The sequence below is a fragment of the Streptomyces sp. NPDC043853 genome (assembly GCF_056436025.1).
In genome coordinates this window covers 495,772-521,244 of the sequence record NZ_JBWKDJ010000005.1, presented here as the reverse complement: position 1 = coordinate 521,244, position 25,473 = coordinate 495,772, and the positions used below count along the sequence as shown (strand labels likewise).

General features: G+C 73.4%; 22 protein-coding genes. 10 read left to right on the top strand and 12 right to left on the bottom strand.

All coding sequences use genetic code 11. The features are described 5' to 3' along the window. Positions 1–96 precede the first annotated feature (96 nt). Together AC067U_RS17290 and AC067U_RS17285 are read left to right on the top strand one after the other, a co-directional pair. Positions 97–2,397: an MMPL family transporter gene (locus AC067U_RS17290; RefSeq protein ID WP_478830524.1), complete on the top strand. Its 2,301-nt coding sequence runs from the start codon at positions 97–99 to the stop codon at positions 2,395–2,397. Further along, positions 2,394–3,113, top strand: coding sequence for a hypothetical protein (locus AC067U_RS17285; protein WP_478830523.1), 720 nt, complete (start codon positions 2,394–2,396; stop codon positions 3,111–3,113). The genes AC067U_RS17290 and AC067U_RS17285 overlap by 4 nt, the downstream gene beginning before the upstream one ends. Before the next feature lie 1,382 nt (positions 3,114–4,495). Here the strand turns inward: AC067U_RS17285 and AC067U_RS17280 are convergent. The 6 genes from AC067U_RS17280 to AC067U_RS17255 all read right to left on the bottom strand — a co-directional run bounded on the left by AC067U_RS17280 (position 4,496) and on the right by AC067U_RS17255 (position 11,309). Then, complete coding sequence (locus tag AC067U_RS17280) at positions 4,496–5,149, bottom strand: dihydrofolate reductase family protein (RefSeq protein ID WP_478830522.1); 654 nt, start codon at positions 5,147–5,149, stop codon at positions 4,496–4,498. A gap of 105 nt (positions 5,150–5,254) precedes the next feature. Next, on the bottom strand, positions 5,255–5,641 hold the full coding sequence (locus AC067U_RS17275; protein ID WP_478830521.1) for an HIT family protein: 387 nt from the start codon (positions 5,639–5,641) through the stop codon (positions 5,255–5,257). A 187-nt stretch (positions 5,642–5,828) separates the two neighbouring features. Next, a complete protein-coding gene (locus tag AC067U_RS17270; protein WP_478830520.1) occupies positions 5,829–7,121 on the bottom strand; it encodes a cytochrome P450 in 1,293 nt (430 codons plus the stop codon). A gap of 789 nt (positions 7,122–7,910) precedes the next feature. Next, complete coding sequence (locus AC067U_RS17265; protein ID WP_478830519.1) at positions 7,911–8,804, bottom strand: hypothetical protein; 894 nt, start codon at positions 8,802–8,804, stop codon at positions 7,911–7,913. 118 nt (positions 8,805–8,922) lie between these two features. Next, positions 8,923–10,551 carry an AMP-binding protein gene (locus AC067U_RS17260; RefSeq protein WP_478830518.1) on the bottom strand — a complete coding sequence of 543 codons (1,629 nt, stop codon included), beginning with the start codon at positions 10,549–10,551 and terminating at the stop codon, positions 8,923–8,925. Between the two features lie 146 nt (positions 10,552–10,697). Next, positions 10,698–11,309, bottom strand: a complete 612-nt coding sequence (locus AC067U_RS17255; RefSeq protein ID WP_478830517.1) for a sugar O-acetyltransferase — start codon at positions 11,307–11,309, stop codon at positions 10,698–10,700. 136 nt (positions 11,310–11,445) lie between these two features. Here AC067U_RS17255 and AC067U_RS17250 point away from each other — a divergent pair, with 136 nt between their 5' ends. Continuing rightward, positions 11,446–14,040, top strand: coding sequence for an FUSC family protein (locus AC067U_RS17250; RefSeq protein ID WP_478830516.1), 2,595 nt, complete (start codon positions 11,446–11,448; stop codon positions 14,038–14,040). Between the two features lie 222 nt (positions 14,041–14,262). On the opposite strand, the gene AC067U_RS17245 is transcribed toward AC067U_RS17250, so the two are convergent. Then, positions 14,263–14,817, bottom strand: coding sequence for a DUF3995 domain-containing protein (locus tag AC067U_RS17245; protein WP_478830515.1), 555 nt, complete (start codon positions 14,815–14,817; stop codon positions 14,263–14,265). A gap of 66 nt (positions 14,818–14,883) precedes the next feature. Here AC067U_RS17245 and AC067U_RS17240 point away from each other — a divergent pair, with 66 nt between their 5' ends. Further along, entirely contained in the window at positions 14,884–15,474 is a 591-nt protein-coding gene (locus AC067U_RS17240) for a TetR/AcrR family transcriptional regulator (RefSeq protein ID WP_478830514.1), read from the top strand. Between the two features lie 59 nt (positions 15,475–15,533). Here AC067U_RS17240 and AC067U_RS17235 read toward each other — a convergent pair whose 3' ends face one another. Together AC067U_RS17235 and AC067U_RS17230 are read right to left on the bottom strand one after the other, a co-directional pair. Beyond that, the gene (locus AC067U_RS17235) at positions 15,534–15,806 is read right to left on the bottom strand and encodes a hypothetical protein (protein WP_478830513.1); all 273 of its coding nucleotides are present in this window, start codon (positions 15,804–15,806) and stop codon (positions 15,534–15,536) included. A 60-nt stretch (positions 15,807–15,866) separates the two neighbouring features. Beyond that, positions 15,867–16,454 (bottom strand): hypothetical protein, encoded by a 588-nt coding sequence (locus tag AC067U_RS17230; RefSeq protein WP_478830512.1) that lies wholly within the window; start codon positions 16,452–16,454, stop codon positions 15,867–15,869. A gap of 215 nt (positions 16,455–16,669) precedes the next feature. On the opposite strand from AC067U_RS17230, the gene AC067U_RS17225 reads away from it, so the two are divergent. Next, positions 16,670–17,902: a winged helix DNA-binding domain-containing protein gene (locus AC067U_RS17225; RefSeq protein WP_478830511.1), complete on the top strand. Its 1,233-nt coding sequence runs from the start codon at positions 16,670–16,672 to the stop codon at positions 17,900–17,902. A gap of 240 nt (positions 17,903–18,142) precedes the next feature. Here AC067U_RS17225 and AC067U_RS17220 read toward each other — a convergent pair whose 3' ends face one another. Beyond that, on the bottom strand, positions 18,143–18,517 hold the full coding sequence (locus tag AC067U_RS17220; protein ID WP_478830510.1) for a hypothetical protein: 375 nt from the start codon (positions 18,515–18,517) through the stop codon (positions 18,143–18,145). 141 nt (positions 18,518–18,658) lie between these two features. Here AC067U_RS17220 and AC067U_RS17215 point away from each other — a divergent pair, with 141 nt between their 5' ends. Then, positions 18,659–19,666, top strand: a complete 1,008-nt coding sequence (locus AC067U_RS17215; RefSeq protein WP_478830509.1) for an ArsR/SmtB family transcription factor — start codon at positions 18,659–18,661, stop codon at positions 19,664–19,666. A gap of 34 nt (positions 19,667–19,700) precedes the next feature. Here AC067U_RS17215 and AC067U_RS17210 read toward each other — a convergent pair whose 3' ends face one another. Further along, positions 19,701–20,285, bottom strand: coding sequence for a hypothetical protein (locus AC067U_RS17210; RefSeq protein ID WP_478830508.1), 585 nt, complete (start codon positions 20,283–20,285; stop codon positions 19,701–19,703). Between the two features lie 275 nt (positions 20,286–20,560). Here AC067U_RS17210 and AC067U_RS17205 point away from each other — a divergent pair, with 275 nt between their 5' ends. The 3 genes from AC067U_RS17205 to AC067U_RS17195 all read left to right on the top strand — a co-directional run bounded on the left by AC067U_RS17205 (position 20,561) and on the right by AC067U_RS17195 (position 24,253). Then, positions 20,561–21,967, top strand: a complete 1,407-nt coding sequence (locus AC067U_RS17205; RefSeq protein ID WP_478830507.1) for a cytochrome P450 family protein — start codon at positions 20,561–20,563, stop codon at positions 21,965–21,967. A 48-nt stretch (positions 21,968–22,015) separates the two neighbouring features. Continuing rightward, entirely contained in the window at positions 22,016–23,110 is a 1,095-nt protein-coding gene (locus AC067U_RS17200) for an amidohydrolase family protein (protein ID WP_478830506.1), read from the top strand. Positions 23,111–23,197: 87 nt separating this feature from the next. After that, a complete protein-coding gene (locus AC067U_RS17195; RefSeq protein WP_478830505.1) occupies positions 23,198–24,253 on the top strand; it encodes an NAD-dependent epimerase/dehydratase family protein in 1,056 nt (351 codons plus the stop codon). On the opposite strand, the gene AC067U_RS17190 is transcribed toward AC067U_RS17195, so the two are convergent. After that, positions 24,228–24,902, bottom strand: a complete 675-nt coding sequence (locus tag AC067U_RS17190; RefSeq protein ID WP_478830610.1) for an SDR family NAD(P)-dependent oxidoreductase — start codon at positions 24,900–24,902, stop codon at positions 24,228–24,230. The two genes, AC067U_RS17195 and AC067U_RS17190, sit on opposite strands and share 26 nt — an antisense overlap. A 143-nt stretch (positions 24,903–25,045) precedes the next feature. On the opposite strand from AC067U_RS17190, the gene AC067U_RS17185 reads away from it, so the two are divergent. Continuing rightward, complete coding sequence (locus AC067U_RS17185) at positions 25,046–25,468, top strand: DUF6924 domain-containing protein (RefSeq protein WP_478830504.1); 423 nt, start codon at positions 25,046–25,048, stop codon at positions 25,466–25,468. Positions 25,469–25,473 lie beyond the last annotated feature (5 nt).

Genomic DNA, 25,473 nt, shown 5'->3' with positions numbered 1-25,473 from the left:
GGCACTCGGCGCGGAGGATCTGTGACGAGCGCGCTCCGGGTCACCGGCCAGGCACGCGCGACGTCCCGTGTCCCCTCCCTCCAAGGACTTCCCCTGATGACACGTACCGACCGCGCCGGACGGCAGGAGGCCGGACCGCACCCCGGCCACCAGACCCGCCCGGGGCTGCTGTTCCGCACCGGACGGGGCTGCGCGCGCCGCCCGTGGCTGGTGATCGCCGTCTGGCTGCTCGTCCTGCTCGCCGCCGTCGGTGCGGACCGGGCCTTCGGCGGGACGTACGAGGACGACTTCAGCCTGCCCGGCACCTCCGTGCAGACCGGCGCCGACCTGCTCGACGCCCACGGGGGCCCGGCGGCCCGGGGCGTCCCCGCGCAGATCGTCCTGTCGACCGGCGACCGGGGGAACGGCACGGCAGGCGGTCTCGGCGCGCACCGCACGGAGGTCGAGGCGGCCCGGACGAATCTGGCGGCGCTGCCCGAGGTGATCTCGGTCGCCGATCCCCTCTCCACACCCGGTGCCCTCACCCGGGACGGCCGCACCGGCTACTTCACCGTCCGGTTCGAGTCGAACCCCGCCCGGTTCGAGAAGTCGTACGCCGACCGGGTCGACGAGGCGGTCGCCCCGCTGCGCGCGGACGGGGTCGGCGTCGAGTACGGCGGCCCGCTGGGGCAGCTGGCCCGGTCCGGCGGCGCGGACCGCGCCTCGGAGGTCATCGGCATCGCCACCGCCGTGCTCGTCCTGCTGATCGGCTTCGGCAGTGTGGCCGCGGCCGCGTTCCCCCTGGTCAGCGCTGTGATAGGGCTGTTGGCGGGGCTGGCTGCGCTCGGGCTGATCGCCGCCCAGGTCAGTCTCGCCGCCGTCTCCCCCACCCTGGCCGTGATGATGGGCCTGGGCGTGGGTCTGGACTACTCGCTGTTCCTGGTGACCCGGCACCGCCGGCTGCTGCGCGACGGCGCCGGTCCGGCGGACGCGGCCGGCCGGGCGGTGGCCACCAGCGGCCGGGCCGTGCTCGTCGCGGCGCTGACCGTGACGGTGGCGCTGGCCGGACTGTTCGCCTCCGGTGTGGGCTTCATCGGCATGCTGGGCGTCGCCGCCGCCACGACCGTGCTCACCGGTGCCCTGGCCGCGCTCACCCTGACCCCCGCGCTGCTGGGCCTGGCGGGCCGCCGCATCGACCGCTTCCACGTCCGCAGGCCCGTCGACGAACCCGACGGGGACGGCGACGTGTGGCACCGCTGGGCGGCGACGGTGGGACGCCGCCCGTGGACCGCCCTGCTGGCCGGGGCGCTGCTGCTCGGCGTGCTCGCCGTGCCGGCCGCGTCGATGCACCTCGGCCACGTGGACGCGGGCGCCGCGCCCGCCGGCTCCACCGAGCGCCGGGCGTACGACCTGGTCACCGACGGGTTCGGGCCGGGCGCGAACGGGCCGCTCACCGTCGTGGTCACCCTCGGCAAGGACGGGACGACCCCGCAGCGGCGGACGGAGATCGCGCGGAGCCTGCAAGGTGCGCTCGCGCGCACGCCGGGCGTGGCCTCGGCGACCCTACCCGCGCCGACCGCCGACGGGGCACTCCTGGTGTCGACGGTGGTGCCGACCGGTACCCCGCAGGACCGGTCCACCGGAGACCTGGTGCACCGGCTGGCCGACCGTACGCTGCCCGACACCCTCGGCCCGTACGGCGCCACGGGCTATCTGACCGGGCAGGTCGCGGCACAGCAGACCTTCCGGGACGTGCTCGCGGACCGGCTGCCGCTGGTCGTCGGGCTGGTGGTGGCCGCCGCCTTCACGCTGCTGCTGATCGTGTTCCGCAGTCCGCTGGTCGCCCTGAAGGCGGGCCTGCTGAACCTGCTGTCGATCGGCGCCTCGTTCGGTGTGGTGGTGGCGGTGTTCCAGTGGGGCTGGGGCGGTTCGCTGCTCGGGGTGGACGAGCCCGTGCCGGTGGAGTCGTACGTGCCGATGATGATGTTCGCGATCGTCTTCGGCCTGTCCATGGACTACGAGGTGTTCCTGCTGTCGCGGATCCGGGAGCACTGGCTGGCCGGGCACGGGGACCAGCAGAGCGTCGCGGCCGGGCTGGCCTCGACCGCCCGGGTCATCACCTGTGCCGCACTCATCATGACCAGCGTGTTCCTGGCGTTCCTGCTGTCGGAGGACCCGGTGGTGAAGATGCTGGCACTGGGCCTCGGGGTGAGTGTGGTCCTGGACGCCACGGTGGTGCGGCTGCTGCTGGTGCCCGCGACGATGCACCTGATGGGACGGGCCAACTGGTGGATCCCGGCCTGGCTGGACCGGCTGCTGCCGCACCTCGACCCGGAGGGCGGGGACGCCGCTTCGACCGGGCGGCTCGGCGCGACGGAGACGAAGCAGGTGCCGCGCACGACGGAGGTGCACGCGTGAGGCGCCGCGGAAAGCTCGCCCTGGGTGCCGTCGGCACCACCATGGGAACGGTCCTGCTCACCGGCTGCGCCGAGTACGGCGCGGACCTGGTGGTCGAGGGCCGGATCGCGGACGCACTGCGTCCACGGCTCGGGGACACCGAGGTGGACCTGTCCGGATCGGGGCTGGTCGCGGTGGCCCGGGGGCGGGTCGGAACGGCCGAGGTCAGGGGTGACGAGGCGTCGTTCGGCCGGGTCACGGGCGCGTCGGTACGCCTGACCCTCGACGGGATCGCCACGGGCGAGGACGGCAGGGGCACCGTCGACTCGATCGAAGGCCGGATCACGGTCCCGGTGAACGCCGTGCGCGCCTCCCTGACGGAGGGCGACCGCGCCCTGCCGGTGACCGCCGTGTCCACGGACCCGGCCTCGGGCACGCTCCGTCTCGACATGGGTCCGGGCGGTGCGGCGACGGTGCTGCTGCGGCCCGAACTGCAGGACGGGCGGCTGTCGTTCACGGTCGCCGAGGCCAGGCTGCTGGGCCGCCCGGCTCCCGAACGCCTGGTCGCGGCCGTGCAGGAAGGGCTTGCCGCCCGCCGGCAGCAGTCGGCGGCGGACCCCGACACGGCCTCCCTCCCCGGCCTGACCGCGGAATCGGCCCGCGTCACGGAGGAGGGCCTGGACATCACGCTCCGGGGCGAGAACGTCCGCCTCGGCGCACAGCCGGCCACCGCCTGACAGCCCGGCCCCGGAAGGCCGACGGCCGAGGACGCCAAGGCGCAGAAGCGGCCGGAATGGTGCTCAGCCCCCGGCGGCCGGATCCGCCGTCCGACAGGAGCACGTAGCGATCTGGCGCGCCCGGACCGGCCCAAATTACGTAGATCTGATCCACTTCACCACCGCGCCCCGCCCTAGCGGTTCACCCGGCCGCGCCCTGCGGCCCGCTCCACCCCCCGAGCTGCGCCGGGCCTGGACGGGGGTTGCCCACCCGCCCCCGGGCACCGCCGTGCCGAGCCGGACGATGAAGCGGGGCGGGGCCGGGGCATCAGCCACCTCCCGCCCGAGCTGGAGCGGTTGGCGGAGCGGGGCCTGGGTCTGCGGAGGCTTCGCCCGGACGGAATCAGGGAGCACCCGGGGGCTGCCCGTCAGTCCCAGTGTCATTACGTGCCGGCCGCCGGCGTCAAGGGCGCTCCCGTTGGTCGCGTCGGCAAGCCGATGGCCCTTCGGGCCACCCTTGACGCCGACGGCCGTCACGCAACGACAAGGACTGTCGGGCGGCCCCCGGGGGATGGCATGGGAGGAGCCTTCGGATCCTTGCGCTGTGGCGTTGGCGGGCACGAGCAGCGGCTGCCGCTCGGCCGGCCGCCCTCCGGGCGGGGCGCGGTGGTGAAGTGGATCAGATCTACGTAATCCAGGGCGGTCCAGGCGCACCAAATCGCTACGCGCTCCTGCCGGACGGCGGATGCGGCCCGCCGGTGGCCGGACATAGACCGCCACGGATCGCTACGCGCTCCCGCCGGACGGCGGATGCGGGCCGCCGGGGGCTGGGTGAAGCGCCTGCGATCGCTACGTGCTCCCGCCGGGACGGCGGCACCGACGCCTCTCCCCTTTGATCGTCTCTGCCACGGACGGCCTGTCGGCCGCCATGCCCGCAGGAGGGTGCGGAGATCGTGGGCGGCCTATGTTCAACCCTCGGCGGCCCGAATCCGCTGATCAACAGGAGCGCGTAGCGATTTGGTGCGCCTGGACCGCCCTGGATTACGTAGATCTGATCCACTTCACCACCGCGCCCCGCCCGGAGGGCGGCCGGCCGAGCGGCAGCCGCTGCTCGTGCCCGCCAACGCCACAGCGCAAGGATCCGAAGGCTCCTCCCATGCCATCCCCCGGGGGCCGCCCGACAGTCCTTGTCGTTGCGTGACGGTCGTCGGCGTCAAGGGTGGCCCGAAGGGCCATCGGCTTGCCGACGCGACCAACGGGAGCGCCCTTGACGCCGGCGGCCGGCACGTAATGACACTGGGACTGACGGGCAGCCCCCGGGCACCTCCCAGACGCCGCCCAGCCGGAGTGGGCTCCGAAGGCGAGGCGGAGTCTTGCGGGACGGGATCCCCGCCCTCCGGGGTTCAGCCCTCCCGCTGGGGCAGGTGGGTCTTGGCGTCCTCGTAGGTGGCTCCGCCGGGGGCCGCAGCGGGGGCGTAGACGAGGTTCAGGACACCGGTCGCGAAGGTGTCACAGGACACCAGTTCCAACGGAATGGGTGTCATCACGTCACCGTCGGACCCGTCGGAGCCGTCGGAGCCGTCGGACCCCTCGAAGAGGCGCATGCCCTTGCGGACGGCGATCGGGTGGACGAGGAGGTTCAGTTCGTCCAGGAGTCCGGCCGCAAGCAGGTGCCGGACCACGGAGACCGAGCCGCTGATCCAAACGGGCGATCCCGGCTCTTCCTTCAGGGCGGCGACCGCCCCGGTGAGCTCGCCGTCGAGCTGCTCCGAGTTCCGCCAGGTGAAGTCCAGCCGACTGCGGGAAACGACGATCTTCCGGGCGTCGCCGAGCAGCTTGGCGAACGGGGCGTCCTCCCCGCCTGCTGCCTCCCGTCCGGGCCAGGCACCGGCGAAACTGTCGTAGGTCCGGCGGCCCAGCAGCAGGGTGTCGGCGCGTCCGAGGGTGGCGTCGACGGCCGCCCCCATCTCGTCGTTGAAATAGGGGAAGTGCCACTGGTCGGGTGCCTCGACGACGCCGTCGAGCGAGATGAACAGCTGCGACTTGATCTTCCTCATGCCGACTCCCTCGAATGCGGTGCTGTTGTACCGCCGTACGGCTACGGCTACGGCTACGGCTACGGCCACGGGTACGACTACGACAACGACCCGGAACTCATGAACTCATCCAAGAGGACGGCGCACCGACGAGTCGAGCACGGCGCGCAGGCGGTCGCACACGGCACTCACCTCCGCCTCGGCCGGACGGCGGTCGGCACGGAACATGGCCACCTGCAGAGCCGGGCCGTGCGCGTCGTACTCGGCCAGGTCCCGCGCGCGGGCGGGCTGTACCACGAAGTGGATGTGGCCGGGCACCGCACCGGCGTGCGACCAGAGGCAGACGTACACCTGCTCGGGTTCGGTCACGGCGGTCACGGCGTCGCTGACGCGTTGCAGCAGGGGGCCGAGTTCGGCGGACTCGTCGGGGGTCAGCCCGGCCACGTGCACGACGTGGCGCAGGGGTTTGACCACCACCGTGCCCACGCCCAGCGGCCCGACGCAGTGTTCCACGACCCAGTGCGTGGTGCGGTGGATCGCGCCTCCCGGCAGGGGCGCCGCCCCGGTCGTCAGGTCGCAGGCGAGACAACCGCCGGCGCCATCGCCATCCTCGGTTACGGTCCCGGTACCAGTGCCAGTACCAGTCCCGGTGCTGTCGGACATGCGAACCCCCCATGCACGAGCCGTCGTCGGACCTCCATCATGCCGCGACGGGCCCGGCGTGGGTGCGGGACGGGTGGGCGTCGTCCATCAGGAAGCCGCTGCGCGGACGGGTGGGGATGCGGTGCAGCGGTATCGACAGGTCCTGTTCCGGGACGGCGAAGTCCAGGTGTGCCAGGGTCTGTGCGAGCACGGTGAGCAGGGCGAGGGCGATGTCCTCGCCGGGGCAGCGGTGCCCGGTACGTGCGTCGCCGGCGCCCTGGGGGATGAGTTCGGCGGGACCGGGCACGCGGCCGAGGAAGCGCTCGGGGTCGAAGCGGTTCGGCCGCTCCCACAGCGCGGGGTCGTGGTGGTGCCCGTACACGTCGAGCAGCACCAGGCTGCCCTCCGGGATCTCGGCCCGGCCGAACCGCAGGTCCCGGGCGGCGAGTCCGCCGACGAAGGGCACGAACGGGTAGAAGCGGCGCACCTCGTGGGCGAAGGCCCGCGCATACGCGAACCCCTCCGCGCGGAGGCGGTCGCGCTGTGCGGGGTCGCGGTGGAGGGCGTGGGCGGCGAAGGCGGCGTACCAGGCGAGGGCCACCGTCGGCCGGATGATGTTGAGGAGCTCGACGGCCGCGGTGTGCGGGGGCAGGAGCGTGCCGTCCGCTTCGCGGTGGAGGGCGACCGCGGTCAGCGCGGCCCGGTCGACGCCCTGGTGCCGGGAGGGTGCGAAGGGGCCGTCGGCGTGGTTCCCGTATCCGCGGATGTCCTGGACGGCACGGGCGAGGGCCTGTTCCTGGCGACGGCGGGCGTGCCGGGCCCGCCAGTGCCGGGATCCGGCGGTGGCGAAGCCGTCGACCATGGCCACGCAGTCCTCGGCGACCTCCCGTGCCGCGTCGTCGGGGACGGGCAGGCCGACCCAGTCGCAGACGGCTTGCGCGAGTACGGTGCCCACCTCGTCGAACAGCACCACCCGGCGTCCGGCCCAGCCCGGTATCGCGCCGGTCCAGGCGGCCCCGAAGCGCTCGGTGAGCGCGGCCACCCTCCCGGCCGACATCAGTTGCGTCACGAACAACTGCTTGCGGGCCCGGTGCTCGGAGCCGTCCAGGGTGTGGACCGCGCCTCGGCCGAAGAGCGTGTCGAGGACCGGGCCCGGCAGCGCGCCCTGGCGCAGTACGTGGTGCTCGTCGTAGAAGAAGCGCACCGCTTCGGGGCCGTGGAGCAGGACGGCGGGCCGGCCCATCAAACGCGTGTGGACGGCGTCGCCGCCCGCGCGCCGGAGCAGGCCGGGGGCCCAGGTGTACCCCTCGGCCAGCAGGAGGACAGTGCCGTCGACCTTGGTCGGGTGCATGGGCTGCGCCTACCCGGCGGCCGCCCCCGCACACCCGGGGCGGGGTGTCAGCATCCGGCCGCCCGGTCACCCTGGGTGGTGATCGCTGCGCGACCGGTGCCCGGCGTACGGTCCGGTTGGGGCAGAGTGTGCGCATGCGCCGCCCCGCTCTTCTCCTGCTGCTGTCCGCCCTGTTGGCCGCTTCGGGGTGCGTCTCCGTGTCCGGTGTCGGGTCCGGCGTCGAGGCCGGCAGACCGCCTGCGGCCCGGCCCGCACCGGGTACGGATCCGGCCTCGGACGGATCCTGGCCGCTGACGCGGCTGCCGGCGCCGGGCAGGCCGGCCTCGGCGACCGGGCCTGTCGGCGCCGGCGGGCCGGTCCCGCAAGGTGACGGTACCGGTGAGGGTGCCGGTGCCTTCCCGTCCGGGACCGAGGCCCAGGGCGAACGCGCTCGTCCCGCGCCCCGGAAACGCCTCTCCCACCAGCCTCCGGAGGCTCCGCGGTCGGGACACGACCACCGGTACAAGCACGGACACGGACACGAGCATGGACACGAGCACCGGTCGAAGCCGAAGGCGGCGAAACCCAAGGCCAAAACCGAGGCCAAAGCCAAAGCCAAGCCCAAGCCCAGGCGTCAGGCCCCGGCGCCCCGTACCGGACGTGTCGACATGGCCCAGCTGTGCCGGTCGTCCCACGGGGTCACCGACCCGGCGATCACCCGGCTGTGCCACGGCACGTTCGGCGGCCGGTAGCACGGAGCGGCGGGCCCTCTCCCCGCGCCCTCACCGCGGCGTCACCCCTCCCCCACCCTCACTCATCCGTGTCACGGATCTCCTCGGCTTCGGCCTTCCGGGCGGCGGCTTCGGCGCGAGCACGCGCACGCGTGGCTTCGCCGGCCGCTTCGTCGTAGCGGCTGGCCGCTTCGGCGTGTGCGGCGCGGGCCGCGTCCAGTCGGTCGGTCGCGGCCCGCAGCTCCCGCTCGGCCGCGGAGACCGCCTCGCGGGTGCTCCGTAGCCGCTCCTCGTGTGCGGCCAGGCCGGATTCCAGCTTCTCGGCCTCTGCCCGCGCCCGAACGAGCTCCGCCTGCGCCTGCGCCGCCCGCAGCCTCCGCTGGCTCTCCCGCTCTTGCGCCTTCCGCGGCTGCGACTTCTCCCGCCGGGTCCGCGGCTCCGGGCGGGCGGGCGGTGGCGCCGGGGACGGGGTGGCTCCGGGGGCCGGTTCCAAGCCCGCGAAGCCCAGGGCCGTCTCGGGACGCTGCGCCAGCCGGCCGGCCGCCCACTCCGCGGCGACGGCCTCGTCGGCCAGCACCGCGTGCAGGATCTGCTCGACCTCCTGCACCACGGCCCCGCTGACCGGCCGGCCCGCCGCCGCGGCCAGGTCCCCCGCGGTCCGCGCCAGCGCGCCGATGACGCGGTGCTGGTCGTGCGAGAGCTTCCGCAGCCGTACGCCGTCCAGGGTGCGGTGGGCCTCCCTCAGTGCCTCGCCGAGGCTGAGCAGCCGCCGGGTTTCCTCGGGCCGCTTCCTGGGCAGCTGCCCGGCCGCCCACGCCGCGACCGACGGCTTCCGCAGCCCCGCGATACCCGCGGCGAGCTCGCGCTCACCGGCCGTCCGGGCACGGGCGGCGCGGATGTTCCGCGCCGCCGTGAACTCCGCGGGCGGCAGCCCGTAGAGCTCCTCCGCGACCGCGTCGAGATCCCTGTCCACGCCCGCCACTGTGCCCCCTCCGCCCGATTCCCGCAGACCGGACCGGCGCGGCCGGCACATCGGACGACGGCGTCAAACGATGCCCCCGCCGGCGCCGGGACGTGCTGTCCGCCGTCCGTCAGGCCCCGTCCGCGAGGAGGCGGGAGGCCATTTCGCGCATCTCGACCTTGCGGATCTTGCCGGTGACGGTCATCGGGAAGGCGTCGACCACGTGCACGTAGCGGGGGATCTTGAAGTGGGCGAGGCGGCCTGCACAGTAGGCGCGGACGGAGTCCGCGGTGAGGGGGTCCGCGCCGTCCCGCATGCGGAGCCAGGCCATCAGTTCCTCGCCGTACTTGGCGTCCGGGACCCCGATGACCTGGACGTCCAGGACATCGGGGTGGGTGTGGAGGAACTCCTCGATCTCGCGCGGGTAGAGGTTCTCGCCGCCGCGGATGACCATGTCCTTGATGCGCCCGGTGATGCTGACGTAGCCGTCCTCGTCCATCACGGCGAGGTCGCCGGTGTGCATCCAGCGTGCGGCGTCGACCGCTTCCGCGGTGCGTTCGGGCTCCTCCCAGTAGCCGAGCATCACCGAGTAGCCGCGGGTGCAGAGTTCGCCGGGCTCGCCGCGGGGCACCGTGCGCCCGGTGGCCGGGTCGATCACCTTGACCTCCAGGTGCGGGCCGACCCGGCCGACCGTGGAGACGCGGCGTTCGAGGGAGTCGTCCGCGCGGGTCTGCGTGGAGACGGGTGAGGTCTCGGTCATGCCGTAGCAGATTGCCACTTCGGCCATGCCCATGCGGTCGATGACCTGGCGCATCACCTCGACCGGGCAGGGCGAGCCGGCCATGATGCCGGTGCGGAGGCTGCTCAGGTCGTAGCCCTCGAAGCCGGGCTCGGCCAGTTCCGCGATGAACATCGTGGGGACGCCGTAGAGCGAGGTGCAGGCCTCCGCCTCCACGGCGGCCAGGGTGGCGGCCGGTTCGAAGGACGGCGCCGGGATCACCATCGCGGCACCGTGACTGGTACAGGCGAGGTTTGCCATCACCATGCCGAAGCAGTGGTAGAACGGCACCGGGATGCACACCCGGTCCTGCTCGGTGTAGTCGAGGAGCTCGCCGACGAAGTAGCCGTTGTTCAGGATGTTGTGGTGCGAGAGCGTCGCGCCCTTCGGGAATCCCGTGGTGCCGCTCGTGTACTGGATGTTGATCGGATCGTCCGGTCCGGTCTGCGCCGCGGCGCGCGCCAGGGCCGCCGGGTCGGCGGCGCGGCCGCGCTCCAGGAGGTCCGTCCACCGCGGCCCGTCGAGCAGCACCGTGAACTCCAGCTCCGGACAGCCCGGCCGCACTTCCTCGATCATCGCGGCGTAGTCGGAGGTCTTGAAGCGGTCCGCGGCCACCAGCAGGCGGACGGCGGCCTGGTTCAGTACGTACGCGAGCTCGTGTGACCGGTACGCGGGGTTGACGGTGACCAGGATCGCGCCGATCTTCGCCGTGGCGTACTGGACCAGGGTCCACTCGGCGCGGTTGGGTGCCCAGATGCCGACCCGGTCGCCCTTGGCGATGCCGAGGTCCAGCAGGCCGAGGGCGAGGGCGTCGACGTCCGCGGTGAACTCGGCGTAGGTCCAGCGCCGTCCGGTGGCCGTCTCGACGAGCGCGTCGCGGTCGGGGAAGGCCGCCGCGGTGCGGTCGAGATTGCCGCCGATGGTGTCGCCCAGCAGCGGGACCGTGGACGGGCCTGAGGCGTAACTCGGGGCGGTGGGCACGACGTACCTCCTGGTCGGTCGGTCGATCTCCGAGCCCATGATCCACGTGGGGTGGAGCTGGGGCCAGACCCGAATGCGTGGTGGCCGGCCCGGACCCGGTGGTGGCCGGCCCGGACCCGAATGCGCAGTGGTCGGCCGGCCGGGCCCTAAGGCTTCGTGGACGGCGCCTCCGGCGACGGGCGGCCGGGGCCCGACTCCGCCGGGCCGAGGGCGCGGACGACTCGGGCCGGATTGCCGACGGCCAGCACGCGCGGCGGGAGGTCCCGGACGACCACGGAGCCGGCTCCGACGACGGTGTCCTCGCCGATGGTGACGCCCGGGCAGACGATTACACCGCCGCCCAGCCAGACGTTGTCGCCGATGGTCACGGGCAAGCCGCGTTCCCAGCCGGCCCGCCTGAGGTCCGGGTCCAGGGCGTGCGCAGGGGTCAGCAGTTGGACGTTCGGACCGATCTGGACGTCGGCGCCGACGGTCACGGGGGCGGTGTCGAGGAAGACCGCACCGAAGTTGACGAACGTGCGTGCGCCGATCCGGATGTGGTACCCGAAGTCGCAGTGGAACGGGGGCCGGATCCGGACTCCGTCGCCCACCGAGCCGAACAGTTCCCGGAGGATGGCGTCACGTTGCTCGGACGGCAACGGCCGTGGCCCGTTGTACCGGGCGCACAGTTCGGCGCGGCGCTCGCTTTCGGCTGCGAGTTCGGGGTCATCCGGGAGGTACCAGTCACCGGCCAGCATGCGGCGCTTGTTCTCGCCCAAGGGTGTCCTCCCGGTCCAGGGCTTCGCCCTCGTGCCCACCGGTCCGGTGGGCACGGTCAGGCGCCACGTTCGCCGAGCGTCGGGCACCAGTCAAGGACGGGATGCCCGTCCGTGGCTGATGGCCGATCCTGGAGTCATGGCTGGCACGGGTGCCGACCGGGCGCGGGGCCGCCTGCGGCTGCCCCCCGCCTACGCCGCCGCGGCGCGCCGCGCGGCGCGGGTCACGCTGGCCGCCGGGGTCGGTTTCTACCTGTTCCTGTACGGCCTGGACCGGCCGGTCGGCGCCACGTACGCGCTGTTCGGCTCGGTGGCCCTCGCCGGCCTGTCCCGCATCCCCGGGAGCGGGCGGCAACGCGCGGTGGTGGTGGCCCAGCTGCTGCCGGCGTCGTTGCTGCTGGTGACCGCGGGCACCTTCCTCGCCGTCCGCACCTGGACCGCCGTGGCCGGCATGCTGGTCATCGGCTTCGTCCTGGCCTTCGTAGCCGTCGGCGGCCCCCGCCCCGCCGGAGCGGCACCGGGCCTGCAACTGCTCTACATCCTGCCGTCCTTCCCTCCGTACGCCCCGGACACCCTCGGGGACCGGCTGGCCGGCACGACCGTGGGCCTCGTCCTGCTGATCGCTGCCGAAGCCTTCCTGTTCCCCGATCCGCCGACCGTCCCGTACCGGGAACTGGCGGCCCGCGCGGCGGACACTGCCGCCCGCTGCGCCGCCGACCTGGCCGGGATGCCGTACGCCCTGACGGGCGGTACGGCGGCGGCCGCGACGGCAGCCGGCGAGGCACTGCGCCCCTCGCACGTGCCGGAAGCCGATCGCCCGGCCGGCCCGGGGGTACGCGCCAGGGGCCTGTCCCACACCGGGCTGGCGGCCCGGACCCTGCTGCACAGGCTGATGCGGCTGCCTCCCCGGTCGCGCGCAGTCTCCGACGGACCCTCCGACGGACCCTCCGGCCGACCCTCCGCCCGACCCTCCGACGGGGCGGCCACGGCCATCGGGCCGGGAGCGAGCGCGGCAGCGGGCACGGCGGCGGTCGTAGCAGGGGGCACGACAGCGGTCGTGGCACATCCCGGGATCGACCTACAGGTCCTGCGCGCCGTCGAGGCGTCGGCCGCGGAGACCGCCGGCGTTCTGCGGCGCGGATCCGCGTCCCGGTCGGCGCGGGCGGAGCTCGTACGGGTGCGCGCGGTGCTGGCGGCGGACACGGCCGGGCCGGGCGCCCCCGCCACACTGCGCCGGCACGCGGCCCTGCTGGAAGTGGCGGACTCCGCGCTGGTGCTGTCGACCGCGGCCCTCATCGGCGTAGGGGGACGGGCCGCGGCGCCCGACCCGTCCGTCGGCCGGTTCTGGTACGCGGGCATGCGGGCTCCCCAGCTGTGGTGGCGGCGGGTGGCCGGGCATGCCGGACGCAGGTCGGTCTTCTTCCAGAACGCGGTACGGATCAGCCTGGCCCTGGCGGCAGCCCGGGTGGTGGCGGGCGTGGACACGCTGCCGCACGGCTTCTGGGCGATGCTCGCCACGCTGACCCTGACCCGTACCACCGTGGGCGCGACGCGCACCACCGTCCGGCAGGCGCTGGTCGGGACCTTCGCCGGAGCGGTCGTCGCGGCGGGGCTGCTCACCCTGTTCGGGTCGCACGTCGACGTGTACGCCGTCGCGCTGCCGGTGCTGATGATGGGCGCGTTCACGGTGGGGCCGGTGAAGGGGGTCGGCTGGGCGCAGGGCCTGTTCACCGTGCTGATCTCCATGGTCTTCGCGCAGCTGTCGCCGGTGACCTGGCAGCTGGCCGAGTTCCGGCTGCTGGACGTCCTGATCGGCAGCGCGATCGGGTCGGTGTTCGCACTGCTGGCCTGGCCGCGGGGCGCTCAGGACGAGGTGGGGCGGTCGAACGCGGAGCTGATGCGGTGCGCCGCTGCCGTGGTGGTGATCACTACGGCGGCGATCGTCACCGGGTCGATGAAGCAGCGGCGGGATCCGCCCGGTCTGCGGGCGCTGCGGCACCTGGTGGTCCTGGCCGACTCGGCGTTCGCGCAGTTCCAGAGCGAACCGAGGCTGGTCCATCCCTGGCCGGGCGCGTCGGGGCCGGACGGTGGGCTGCGCCGGCTGGACTGGCAGGCCGCGCTGATGACCGGGCACCACGCGCTGTGGGGTGCGAACCGGCTGCTGTTGCCGCCCCCGCCGGACGAGGTCCCACCGAGCGGCGTCCCGGCGACCGCACCGGTGGGGGCGACCGCCGACACGCTCGGGGCGGCCGGCCCGGTCGGGACCTCCGACATGCCCGAGGCGCCCGGCCCGACCGGGACCGCCGACACCCTCGGGGCGGCCGGCCGGGTCGGGACCGCCGCACCGGGCGGCCCCGGAGACCCGCCCGCACCACCTCCGACACCGCCCGCGACACCGCCTCCGACACCGCCGCTGGAACCGGAGGTGGCTGCCGCCCTGACGGCCCTCGGCGACCGGGTCGCCGGGCGCATGCTGCTGATGTCGGCGGTACTGGACCCCCTCGGGGACGCCCCCGACACCCCTGACGAACTGGACGCACTCCTGCCGCCGGGCAAGCGGATCCGACAGGAAGCGGACGGCACGACCGACGCGGACGGCACGCCGGAACCCGCCAACGCTCCGCGCCGCTACTACGCGGCGGTGTCCTGGCTGGTCGAACTGCAGGCCGACCTGGACCGGATCACGGCCGGCACCGGCGGCGACGGCCGCCCCGCGCCGGCCGGCGGCCCCTGAACCGGCCCGTGCAGCGCAGGCTCCGCGTCAACCACCGGTCGGCGCGCCGCGGGCCATGGCACAGCCCGTCCCTCTCCGGCCCGATCAGACGGGACGGGAACGGAACAGGAACGGAACGGGCCTGTCCACCCAGTCCACCCAGTCCACCCTGTCCACCCAGTCCACCCAGTCCACCCAGTCCACCCAGTCCACCCAGTCCACCCAGTCCACCCTGTCCGCCGGTCAGCCCGCCGTACGCGCGCGGGCCCTGGTGCGCGTACGGGTGCGGCGGGCAACGAAGCCGGTCAGACCCGCCAGGCCCAGGCAGAGGGGTGAGTACAGCGCGAGGTCCCAGAACCGGTACGAGTCCGGGGCCTGCCCCAGCCCCAGGCCGGATTGGAAGAGCCCCCCGGCCCCGCGCGCGGCGAGCACTCCGGTCACCGTCCACAGACCGATCCGGTTCAGCTTCTCGGGCCCGACCACGGGGGCCGCCCGGCCGCCGCTCAGGACCAGGTATCCGGCCGCGGCCAGCAGCCCGGCGACGCCGAGGGTCAGCGGGACAGACGGGAGCTGATCCTCCGTCACTCCCACGACGACCTCGGCGAGTTCGGCGTGGGTGCCGAGCGGCCACGGAGTGAACACCCACGCGGCGTGTAGAACCCCCGCCGCGAACATCCCGGCGGCAGCCGCCCCGGCGGCACCACGGGTGACACCGTCACCGCTCCCACCGCTCCCAGCGTTCCCACTGCCGTCCCGCTTGTCGGCCCTCTTCGAGGTGCCGGATGTGCTGACGTGCATGGCGATCCCCTTCCCCCAGAATCCATACAGTGCTGTATGGATGTTCCATACAGTAGCGTACGGAACATGGCCAAGGGGAGAGTGACCAGCGAGGACTGGACGATGGCGGCGCTCACGGCGCTGGCCCGGGGCGGGGTCGCAGCCGTCGCGGTGGACGTGCTGGCCAAGGAGCTGGCCGTGACCAGGGGCAGCTTCTACTGGCACTTCAAGAACCGGGACGCCCTGCTGGTGGCCGCCCTGGAGACCTGGGAGCGGCTGGCGACCGGCCAGGTCATCGAAGAGGTCAGCGCGGAACCGGACCCGCTGAAGCGGGCCAGGGCGCTGTTCGCGGTGGCGCTCGGGGACGAGGAGATCGCCGGTCTGGAGCCAGCGATCGTGGCGCAGGTGGACCATCCGGCCGTCGCCGAGGTCCTGGACCGGGTGACCCGGACCCGGCTCGACTACCTCACGCGCGTGTTCGCCGACCTGGGTCTGCCCGGCGCGGACGCCCGCCGCCGGGCCGTGGCAGCGTACGCCGCCTATCTCGGCTGGATCGAACTGCGCCGGGCCGCCCCCCGGGCCGCGCCGGAGACGGTGGTCGACGCCGAGGGCGCACAGGAGGCCCTCGACCACCTGGTGACGCTCCTCGTCGCGGGCACCCCGCACGCCCTCGCATAGGGGGAGCCCCACCGGCACCTCCTGCCACCACCGGGACAGCAGGTACCGCTGCGGTCGTCTCAGGGCAGGATCGCGTAGAAGGCGCCGTCGGGCGCGCGGTCGCGAGAGCACAACATCACGTTCCTGCCCTTGAGATAAGCCAGCAGCCACTCACTGAACGTCATCTCGTAGAGGGTCCAGGACGGACTGTCGAACTCCTGCACCATCACCCGCCAGCGCGACGAGGGGCCGTCGGGAATGCGGAGGAAGGTCGCCTCGCCCGTCGTGGCCGAGGCCACCGGAATCAGTTCCCCCGGGTTCGCCCCCACCGGACCGGGCAGGAACTCCGCCATGTCCTCCTCGCGCCAGAGCTCGAGATCGGCGGCAGCGTTGCGGACCGGGGTGAGGGTGCCTCAGGTGTAGGCCAGGGGGCAGCCGTGGCGGATGGCGTGACGCGCGGCGCGCAGGTACAGCGCCACGAGGAAGGCGGTGTCCAGGTCCGCGCTCCAGGGCCCGGGGCCGCCGGCCGCCGGCCGCTCCGCGCCGCCGTCCAGGAACCACCCGGCCAGCCGGAGGGCACCGGCTTCCGCGCGAACCGCCTGCGCCTCCCCCGCGTCGGCGAGCTCCGGCGGCAGGCCGATCGCCGCCGCCAACCGCTCGGCCGAGCGCAGCACTTCGGGTGCGCCGGCGAGCACGGCCTCGTCGTCGTACGAGGTCTCGAACGGCACCCGCAGCCGCCCGGGCAGGGCGACCGGCACGAGCACCGTCCAGTCCCCGAACTGCTCCGCCTCCTCGCCCAGGACCCTACGGCAGAGCTCGCCGAACCCGTCCGCCCGCCCGACGAACTTCTCCTCGAACCGGACCGGTTCACGCGCCGCCCGGAACGGCGGAAGCCCACGCCGGGCCAGCTCAGCGTCCAGCGCGCAGGCCACCTCCGCCCAGCCGCCCTCCTCGGGATCGGTCCAGTCCGCCCCGGCCACGCTCGTGAGATACATCCCCATGACCGGAACGGTACGACGCGTCACTGACACCGCCGCCCCTGCCTCGTGCTGCGCCCGCGCCGGTACTCTTCCCGGCCGCCCTGCCGACCCACCCCACAGAGGCCTCTCTCCGGCGCGGTGGATCCGGGACCACGAGCACCGCTGTCAGACCCGCCCCTTAGGGTGACCGGACCAGTCAGCGGAAACTCCGACACGAAGACGAAGCGGGCCGAGGCATGAGGGTCACCAGTCGCGCGCTCAACCGCGCCACACTCGCACGGCAGTTGCTGCTGCGGCGGGAGCCGCTCGGGGCCGCCGAGGCGGTCCGGCGCGTGGTAGCGCTCCAGGCCCAGCAGCCGGCCTCGCCCTACGTGGCGCTGTGGAACCGCCTCGCCGGATTCGACCCGGCCGAGCTCGACGCCGCCTTCGCCGGGCGCAGCGTCGTCAAGTCCACGCTGATGCGCATCACGCTGCACGCCGTCCACGCCGACGACTACCGGGCGTTCCGCGAGGCCGTACAGCCGACCGTGCGGGCGGCGCGGCTGGGGGACCGCTTCACCGCCTCCGGCCTGACCGCGCAGGACGGCGACGCGCTCGTCCCCGAGGTGCTCGCCTTCGCCGACCGTCCGCGCACCAACGCCGAGTACGAACAGTGGCTGCACCAGCGCGTGGAACCCCGGCTGGGGCGGCCGCCGGGCCCGGGGGCCTGGTGGGGGCTGCGGCACCTGACACCACTGCTGCACGCACCCACCGGCGCGCCGTGGTCCTTCGGGGAGCGCCCGGCCTACGTCGCTCCCCCGGTGGCGCCGACGGTGGCGGACGCGGAGGTGTCCGACGCCTCACTGCGGACGCTGGTGCTGCGCTACCTCGAAGGGTTCGGGCCGGCCTCGGTTGCGGACGTGGCGCAGTTCGCGCTGGTCGGCCGGGGCCGGGCCAGGAAGGCCCTGGCCGCGCTGTCCGGCGGGCTGGAGCGGCTGGCAGGCCCGGACGGGGAGGAGCTGTTCGACGTCCCGGGCGCGCCGCGGCCCGACGCAGAAGTGCCGGCGCCGCCCCGGCTGATGGCGATGTGGGACAGCGTGTTCCTGGCGCACGCGGACCGCGGCCGGGTCCTCCCGGCCGACTACCGCCCGCTGGTCATCCGCCGCAACGGGGACGTACTGCCGGCCCTGCTGGTCGACGGGTACGTGGCCGGGGTGTGGCGGCCGGTCGAAGGCGGGATCGAGGCGACCGCCTTCCACCGCCTGCCGGACGGTGTCTGGGAGGGGCTGGCCGAGGAGGCGGCGGCGCTGACCGCCTTCCTGGCCGACCGCGAGCCCCTGGTGTACAGCCGGTACGACCACTGGTGGAGCAAGCCGCCGCAGCTCCCGGACGGCCACGAGGTCCGGCTGCTTCCCGCCGGCGCCGGTCGACCGCCCGGGCCCGGCGGATCCGCGGCGCCGTCGAGAAGATCAGCGGCGCGGCGCCGCTGACCCTGCTCGCCCGGGTGGACGAGGACCTCGACGTCTTCGGCCCGAGCCGACCCGGACGCGCCGGTCAGCCCCTACCGGCGACCGGGTCCTCCTCAGGCACTCGCCCCCTGAGAAGGACCCGGTCCGCCTTCCCCGTACCCCCGTACCCCCGTATCCCCCGTTCCCCGTTCCCCCGTACCCCCGTTCCCCCCGCTCCCCCCGCTCCCCCGTGTCCCCCGCTCCCCCGTCCCGCCCGCGCGCTCAGAACACGCAGGGGTACGGCGAGCCGCCGCCGGAAAGGTGCCCGTCCCAGATCCAGCCCGCGCCGGGCTCGTAGGACCAGGTGTTGCCGTAGGAGTTGGTGATGTAGCAGCGGACGGTGATGCTGCTGCCCTTGGCATAGGTCTGGAGCTTGTGGCAGGTGCCGTACGGGCCCATCCGCAACGGCGCTGCGGCCAGCGCCGAGTGGGTGCTGGTCCCGGGGTTGTCCGCCCGGGTCGGGGCCGCCTGGCTGCAGTCGTCCAGCGGCGCCGGGGCCGCGAACGCAGCGGGCGCCGCGGTGACGGTGAGCATCGCCGCGGCCATGCCGGTGGCCGCCATCACTGCTCGTATTCCTGCCGGTTTCCATCCGTTCATTGCCGTTCCTCCTCGTCGGCTCCGTTCGGCTTCGGGCACGAGCATCCCTGTCCGGGAACAGCCTCGACAACGACGTGCAGGCGTAGCTGAATGTCCCTGGTCAGGGGTGGCCGGTCCATTGGACGGGGAACGGGGGGCTGGATGCTGCGCGTCTTGTTCACCCTGGAGGACCTGGCCCGCACCCGGGTGACCGTGCTCGGCCCGCTGGCCGAGAGCCAGCTCAGCCTGCGGGCCCTGCGGCGGCGGGACGAAGGCGCCCTGTTCGACGCGTGGCGGCGGCGGGTGGGACCCCTGGTCCCGGCGGACGCACGCGAGCTCGCGCCGTTCCTGGCGGACCCGCGCCGCTGGATCATCGATCTGTTCACGCCGGTCGGGCCGGCGGAGTCGATCGAGCACGGCGTGGACCGGCTCCGCGCCGCCCCCCGGCGGCTGCTGCGGTCGGAGCTGACGCCGTCCCCCGCACTGGACGGGGTACGCCCCCGCTGGCTGGACGCCGCCGCTGCGGACGGCGCCTCGGTCGCCAGGCTGGCGCGGGCACTGGCGGACCATCACCGGGCGACCCTGGCCCCGTACTGGGATCGGGCGGAGCAGTACCTGGCCGATCAGACCGGCCTCCTGGGCCGGCTGATCGTCACCGACGGGATCAGCGCGGCGCTGCGCAGCCTGGCACCCGCGCTGCGCTGGGAGCCACCCGCCCTGGAAGTGCCCGGGTACGTGTCCTGGCGCGGCCTGCCCCACGAGGAGTTCCGGCTGGGCGGCCGCGGGCTCGTACTGGCACCCTCGCTGTTCTGCGGGCCGGTGCCGCAGTTGTTCGCTCCGCCCGACGACGGGCCCGCGCTGCTGGTCTTCAGTCCGCCCCGGAACCCGGCCGAGTTGCGCGCCATCTGGTCACCGCCCCGGTCCGCCGCCGGTACGCACAAGGCACTGGCGGCACTGCTGGGCGGCACCCGGGCCGCAGTCCTGGCCGTACTGGGGCACCGGGGCTGCACGACCACGGAACTCGCGCGCCGGCTCGCCATCTCGCCGTCCTCGGCGAGCCAGCACACCGGTGTGCTGCGCGAGGCCGGCCTGGTCTCCAGCGTGCGGCACCGCAACACGGTGCGGCACGCACTGACCCGGCAGGGCCTGGCTCTGCTGGAGGGCCCCTGACCTCCGACACCGACCGCGCGGGTCGGACCTGCGGTCAGGCCGCCGGCTTGAGCGGCCGCGTCGTACCGGGAAGACAGGTGACCGCCGAGTTGAAGGTCTCGTGGATCCCCTTGGGGTTCTTCTTCCAGAGCCACAGGTGCAGCCCGTAGTGGACCGGCTGGCCGGGGAAGTTCCCGCGCAGCGGACCCTTGAAGGGAATGCCGAACATCGACGGCCGGTCGTCGTCCGTCGCAGGGTTCTGGTCGCGGTCGAAGACCACCCACTGAACCCCGGTGAGGCGCTTGCCGCCGCGCCCGTCGTCCTCGTAGTACAGGGCTGCGGGCTTGGCCGGGTCGAGGGAGTTGTCCAGCGAGTGGTTGAAGTGCGGGTAGCCGAGCGAGCCGGTGCCCGCCACCCGGTCGGTGACGCAGTACTTGTCCGGGACGTACCCGGCCTTCACCGCGTTGGCGTGCAGCAGGTACGGGGCGGTTGCCCGGTAGACGGCGGTGAGCTGCAGGGCGGCGTTCACCTGGTCGGTGCCGGCGCGGCCTGCGCCGGCGGACGCCGCGGCGGGAGCGGCCGCGGCCGTCACGGCGATCGCGGCGGCGGTGCTGAGGGTCAGGGCGAGATGACGGACCATGCGCGGACTCCTTGGGGGCGGCCGGCCGGACTGAGCGGACGGCGAGCGACGGGCAACGGACGACGAGCAGGGGATGGCGGAGGAGACGGCCGGCAGCACGGGCAGCTGTTCCCCGTTCCGGCGGGGGTCACCACCCGGTCGCCCCCGGATGGCGGACCGCCGAACGGGCCTGCCGGACCCGGCGTCACCCGGACGCCCCACGGACCGTTTCGCCGTCCCGGGGCGCGGGGAACCGCTGTGTCCGCGAGAACCCGAGTACCCGGAGGGCGCGGACCATGGCGCAGGAACACCAGCAGCACACGCAGCACACGCAGCACACGCAGCAGACCCAGCACACACCGCACGCGACGGCCGGCAACCCGTGCGGCGGTTCGCTGGACGACCTCGTGGCGGCCGTGTCCAGAGGCGCGCCGGAGTACCGGACCTGCCCCCACACCGCCTACGCGACCCTCCGCGAGCAGGCACCGGTGTGCCGGCTGACCCCTCCGCACGGGGTCGACACGTACCTGATCACCCGTTACGAGGACGCCCGGGACGCCCTGTCCGACCCGAGGTTCAGCAAGGACCTGCGGGCCGGCGCGGACGTCTACCACGCCGTGTACGGCAGCTTCTTCGACGACCTCGACGACAACGTGCTCAACTCCGACCCGCCGCGTCACACCCGGCTGCGCCGCTCCCTGCGCAGCGCATTCAGCCCGCGCCGGGTCGAGGAGATGCGGCCGCGGGTCACCGAGATCACCGAGCACCTCCTCGCGGAATGCCGGAAGCGGAACGCCGTCGACCTGATGTCACAGCTCGCCTTCCCGCTTCCGATCGCCGTCCTGTGCGAGCTGATCGGCATCCCGGAGGCCGACCGTCCGGAGATCCTGGAGCACTTCTCGATCGTCACGCGGGCCCGGTTCGACCCGGGGCTGCGGAACGAACTGAAGGCTGCCGAGGAATGGCTGCAGGACCGGCTGGCCCAGCTCATCGCCCACACCCGGCAACACCGGACCGACTCCTTCCTCGGCGACCTGGTCCGGGCGGAGGAGGGACTGGACGACGCGGAGCTGCTCTCCTCCCTCTGGGTGATCTTCTTCGCCGGCCACAAGACCACCGCGTACCAGATCGGGAACTGCGTGCTGGACCTGCTGCTCCACCCCGAGCAGCTGGCGCGGCTCAAGGCGGACCCGCGGCTGATCCCGGCCGCCGTGGAGGAGATGGTGCGCTACGAGGGATCGGTGGAGACCTCGACCTTCCGGTACGCCGCCGAGGACGCCGAGATCCGGGGCACGCTGATCCCGAAGGGTTCGCTCGTCCAGATCGCCATCACCTCGGCCAATCGCGACCCCTCGAAGTTCGAGGAGCCGGACGTCCTGGACGTCACCCGGGAGGGCCTGCAGAGCACCCACCTCGGCTTCGGCCACGGCACGCACTACTGCCTCGGCGCACCCCTGGCACGACTGGAGCTCGAGGTCGCCCTCTCCTCCCTCCTCCGGGAGTTCCCGGAGATGCGCCTGGAGGACGCCGAAGACGCCAAGGGAGCCTGGGTCAAGGGCCGGATGGCCGCCTTCCGCGGCCTGGAACGCCTCCGGCTGGTCCTGGACCCCTCACGCCCGCACGGGGAGCACACGGCGGACACGATCGCCTCCGTCATCGCCTCGGTCCCCCCTCCCCCGGCTTCCGTGCCCTCCGGCAACTGACGGTACGTACCCCTCCCCCCACCCCTACCCGACGGACGGTGCATCGGCATGGCGGACACCCCCAGTACCTCCGGACTGCCCCTCCTCGGCATGCCGGCGGACGAGCTGCAGATTTCGGCGGTGGGCACCGCCGAACTCGCCTCCCCGGCCCAGGACGAGGCCATCCCGGGCGGGCCCGAGACGCGTTCGGGCCTTGCACGGATCGACATGCACCACCACTACTGCGCCCCGGAGTGGCGGGAGTGGGCGGTGCGCCAGGGACTCATCCAGGCGGCCCAACTGCCGCCGTGGGCGAAGCTGGACATGGCGGACGCGATCCGCTTCATGGACCGCGCGGGCATCACCACCGCGGTCCTGAAGCCGATGCTGCCCGCGCGCTACCACTCGTCGGCGCAGCTGCGCAAGGCGATCACCATCACGCTCCAGTCGATGATCGAGGCGGCCGCCTCGCACCCCGGCCGGTTCTCCTTCTACGTCCCGCTCTTCCTCGACGACCAGGAGGCGTCCTCCTGGGCGGTGCGCCACGGGCTGGGACAGCTCGGCGCGGTCGGCGTGAACGTGACGGCCAACCACGGCGGCGTCTACCTCGGAGACCCGTCCTACGACCGGGTGTTCCACGAGCTGGACGAGGCCTCCGCGGTGGTGGACACCCATCCGCACAACCTGCCCGGCTGCCCGCCCGGTGCGGCGGCGGTGCCCGGTATCCCCAACTTCATGTGCGACTTCCTGCTCGACACCACGCGCGCCGCGATCAACATGATCAGCAAGCGGACGCTGGACCGCTTCCCGAACATCACCGTCGTCCTGCCGCACGCCGGCGGCTTCCTGCCGTACATCGCGAACCGGCTCCAGGCCCTCGGCCGCTTCTGCGAGCCGCCGGTCGACCCCGGCGCCGTCCGCGAGTACCTGGGCCGCTTCTACTACGACACGGCCGGCCCGATGGCCCCCGCGGCCACCCTGCTCACCCACGCCCCGGCCGAGCACATCCTGTTCGGCACCGACTACCCGGCCGCCCCGGCCGACACGGTCCTCGACCTGGCCCTCCCCGCCCTGGACTCGGACCCGTCCCTCACCCCCGAGCACCTGCGCGGCATCTACCACGACAACGCCCTCCACCTGATCCCCCAACTGGCCACGGTCTGAGGCCCGGTGACGGGAACGCCCCGCACTCGGCTCAGCTGTCGGCGAACCGACCGGGCACAAGCCGAACGCCCGTGATGGAGTGGACCGATGGAGATCCTGGTACTGGGTGGAACGGCATGGCTGGGTCGCGAGCTCTCACAACAAGCACTGTCCCGCGGGCACGGCGTGACCTGCCTGGCCCGCGGCGAGAGCGGCACGGTGGCCGAGGGCGCCGTGCTGCTCCCCGCGGACCGGCGTGAGGCATCGGCGTACGAACGGGTGGCCGACCGGGACTGGGACGCCGTGTTCGAGGTCTCGTGGCAGCCCCGCTTCGTCCGCGGCGCCCTGGCGGCCCTCGCGGACCGCGCGGCCCACTGGACGTACGTCTCCTCGATCAGCGCGTACGCCTCACAGGCCCAGCCGGGCGCGGACGAATCAGCCGAACTCCTGCCCGCCACCGACTTGGACGAACCCGGCCGCGACGCGTACGGCGAGGCCAAGTCGGCCTGCGAGGAAGCCTCGGCGAAGGCCGTCAAGGACCGCCTCCTGGTGGCCCGGGCGGGACTGATCGGCGGACCGGGCGACAGCAGCGGCCGCACCGGCTACTGGGTGGCCCGCGCGGCCCGCGACCCGCTGGGACCCCTCCTGGTACCGGAGTCCCCGGACACCCTGACCCAGGTGGTGGACGTACGGGACCTCTCCGCGTGGCTGCTCGACTGCGCCGAGCGGGGCACCACCGGCACCTACGACGCGGTGGGCCCGATCGTCCCGTTCCACGACTGGGTGGCCCTGTCCCGACAGATCGGCGGCCACACCGGACCGGTGGTGAAGGCGGACCCCCAATGGCTGCTGTCCCGGAACGTGCCCGAGTACATGGGCGAGGAATCCCTGGCCATGTGGCTGGCCGACCCGGACTGGTCCGGCTTCAGCGCCCGCCCCGGCACCGCAGCATCCGAAGCCGGCCTACGCCACCGCCCCCGCCAGGAGCTCCTGACGGACCTCCTCGAATGGGAACGCGCGGAAGGCCTCACCCGCCCCCGCCGCGCCGGCCTGACCCCGGCCCGCGAACACGAACTCCTGACAGCTCTGCGCCACTGGAATCCGCGGGCGCTTCGCCCGGCCGGGGAGAATGGTCAGATCATCCCTCGAGAGGGCGGTTCGTGAATCTCTGGGCACGGGTCAGGCGGTCAGGCCCCCGTCGACCGTCCAGTCGCTGCCGGTGACGTAATGGGCGGCCGGCGAGGCCAGGAACGAGGGTCGCGTAATAGCCGAGGGCGGTTCGAGGGGTGATGAGGCCGGCGACTTCGCCGTCGGCGGGGTTCAAGTCGGTATCGACGGGGCCGGGCAGGACGTTGTGAACGGTGATGCCGGGCGGGCCGAGGTCCCGGGCCAGGCCGCGGGTGAGCCCGGACACGGCGGCCTTGGAGGCCGAGTAGAGCGAAAGACCCGGGAAGGGCGATACACCACCGTTGACGCTGCCGATGTTGATGACCCGGGAGCCCCTGGTGAAGTGGGGCTCGGCGGCCTTGACGGCGGCGAAGATCGCCCGGACGTTCACCGAGAACATCTCGTCGAAGTCGTCGAGGGTCAGATCGGACAGCGGCGCAAAGCGGCCGACCCCGGCGTTGTTGACGAGGATGTCGAGAGAGCCGAAGGTCTCGACGGTGGCCGTCACGACCGCTTGCAGGGCGGTGGCATCGGAGCTGTCGGCCGGTAACGCGACACCCCGCGGGCCGAGCTCACCGGCGAGCTCCTCCGCCTTCTCCTTCGAGGAGTTGTAGGTGAAGGCGACGGCAGCACCGTCTGCCGCCAGCTGACGGACGATCGCCGCTCCGATCCCTCGAGAACCGCCGGTGACCAGGGCCGTCTTCCCCGCGAGCTGCTGAGTCTTCCGGGAGTTCTGCAGGTGCGGTGGGTGTGACGGCCGATGTCAGCGTCAGATGAGAGGATCACAGGATGCCTCTGCCTCAGCCTGATGATCTGACCTCGCTGGTGCTGCGTACCGACTTCGGTGACGACGGAGCCTGGGACGCAGTTCGAGCCGCGCTCGACGCGGTCGGCGAGTACCCCCATGCCACGTATGTCAGCGAGCTTCGCTTCGCCGACGTGGAGGTCCGGACATTGATGGATGCAGAGGCCGCTGCAGATGAAGACGACCGGATCATCCACATCTTCCTGGCCGACGCGGACACGATGAAGAACCCGGATCACCCGCTCCTGGCCGTGGACCTCTCGGACGAGCCCGGTCGGACGTTCAGGGTCCCCGCTCGGTGGTTTCCTGACATCTCAGCCAACCTCAGCATCGCCAACATGGACTTTGCCGAGTTCGCCGACGCCGCTGATGGATCAGGAACCTTCCGCGGCTTCGACGAGAGCTGACGCCT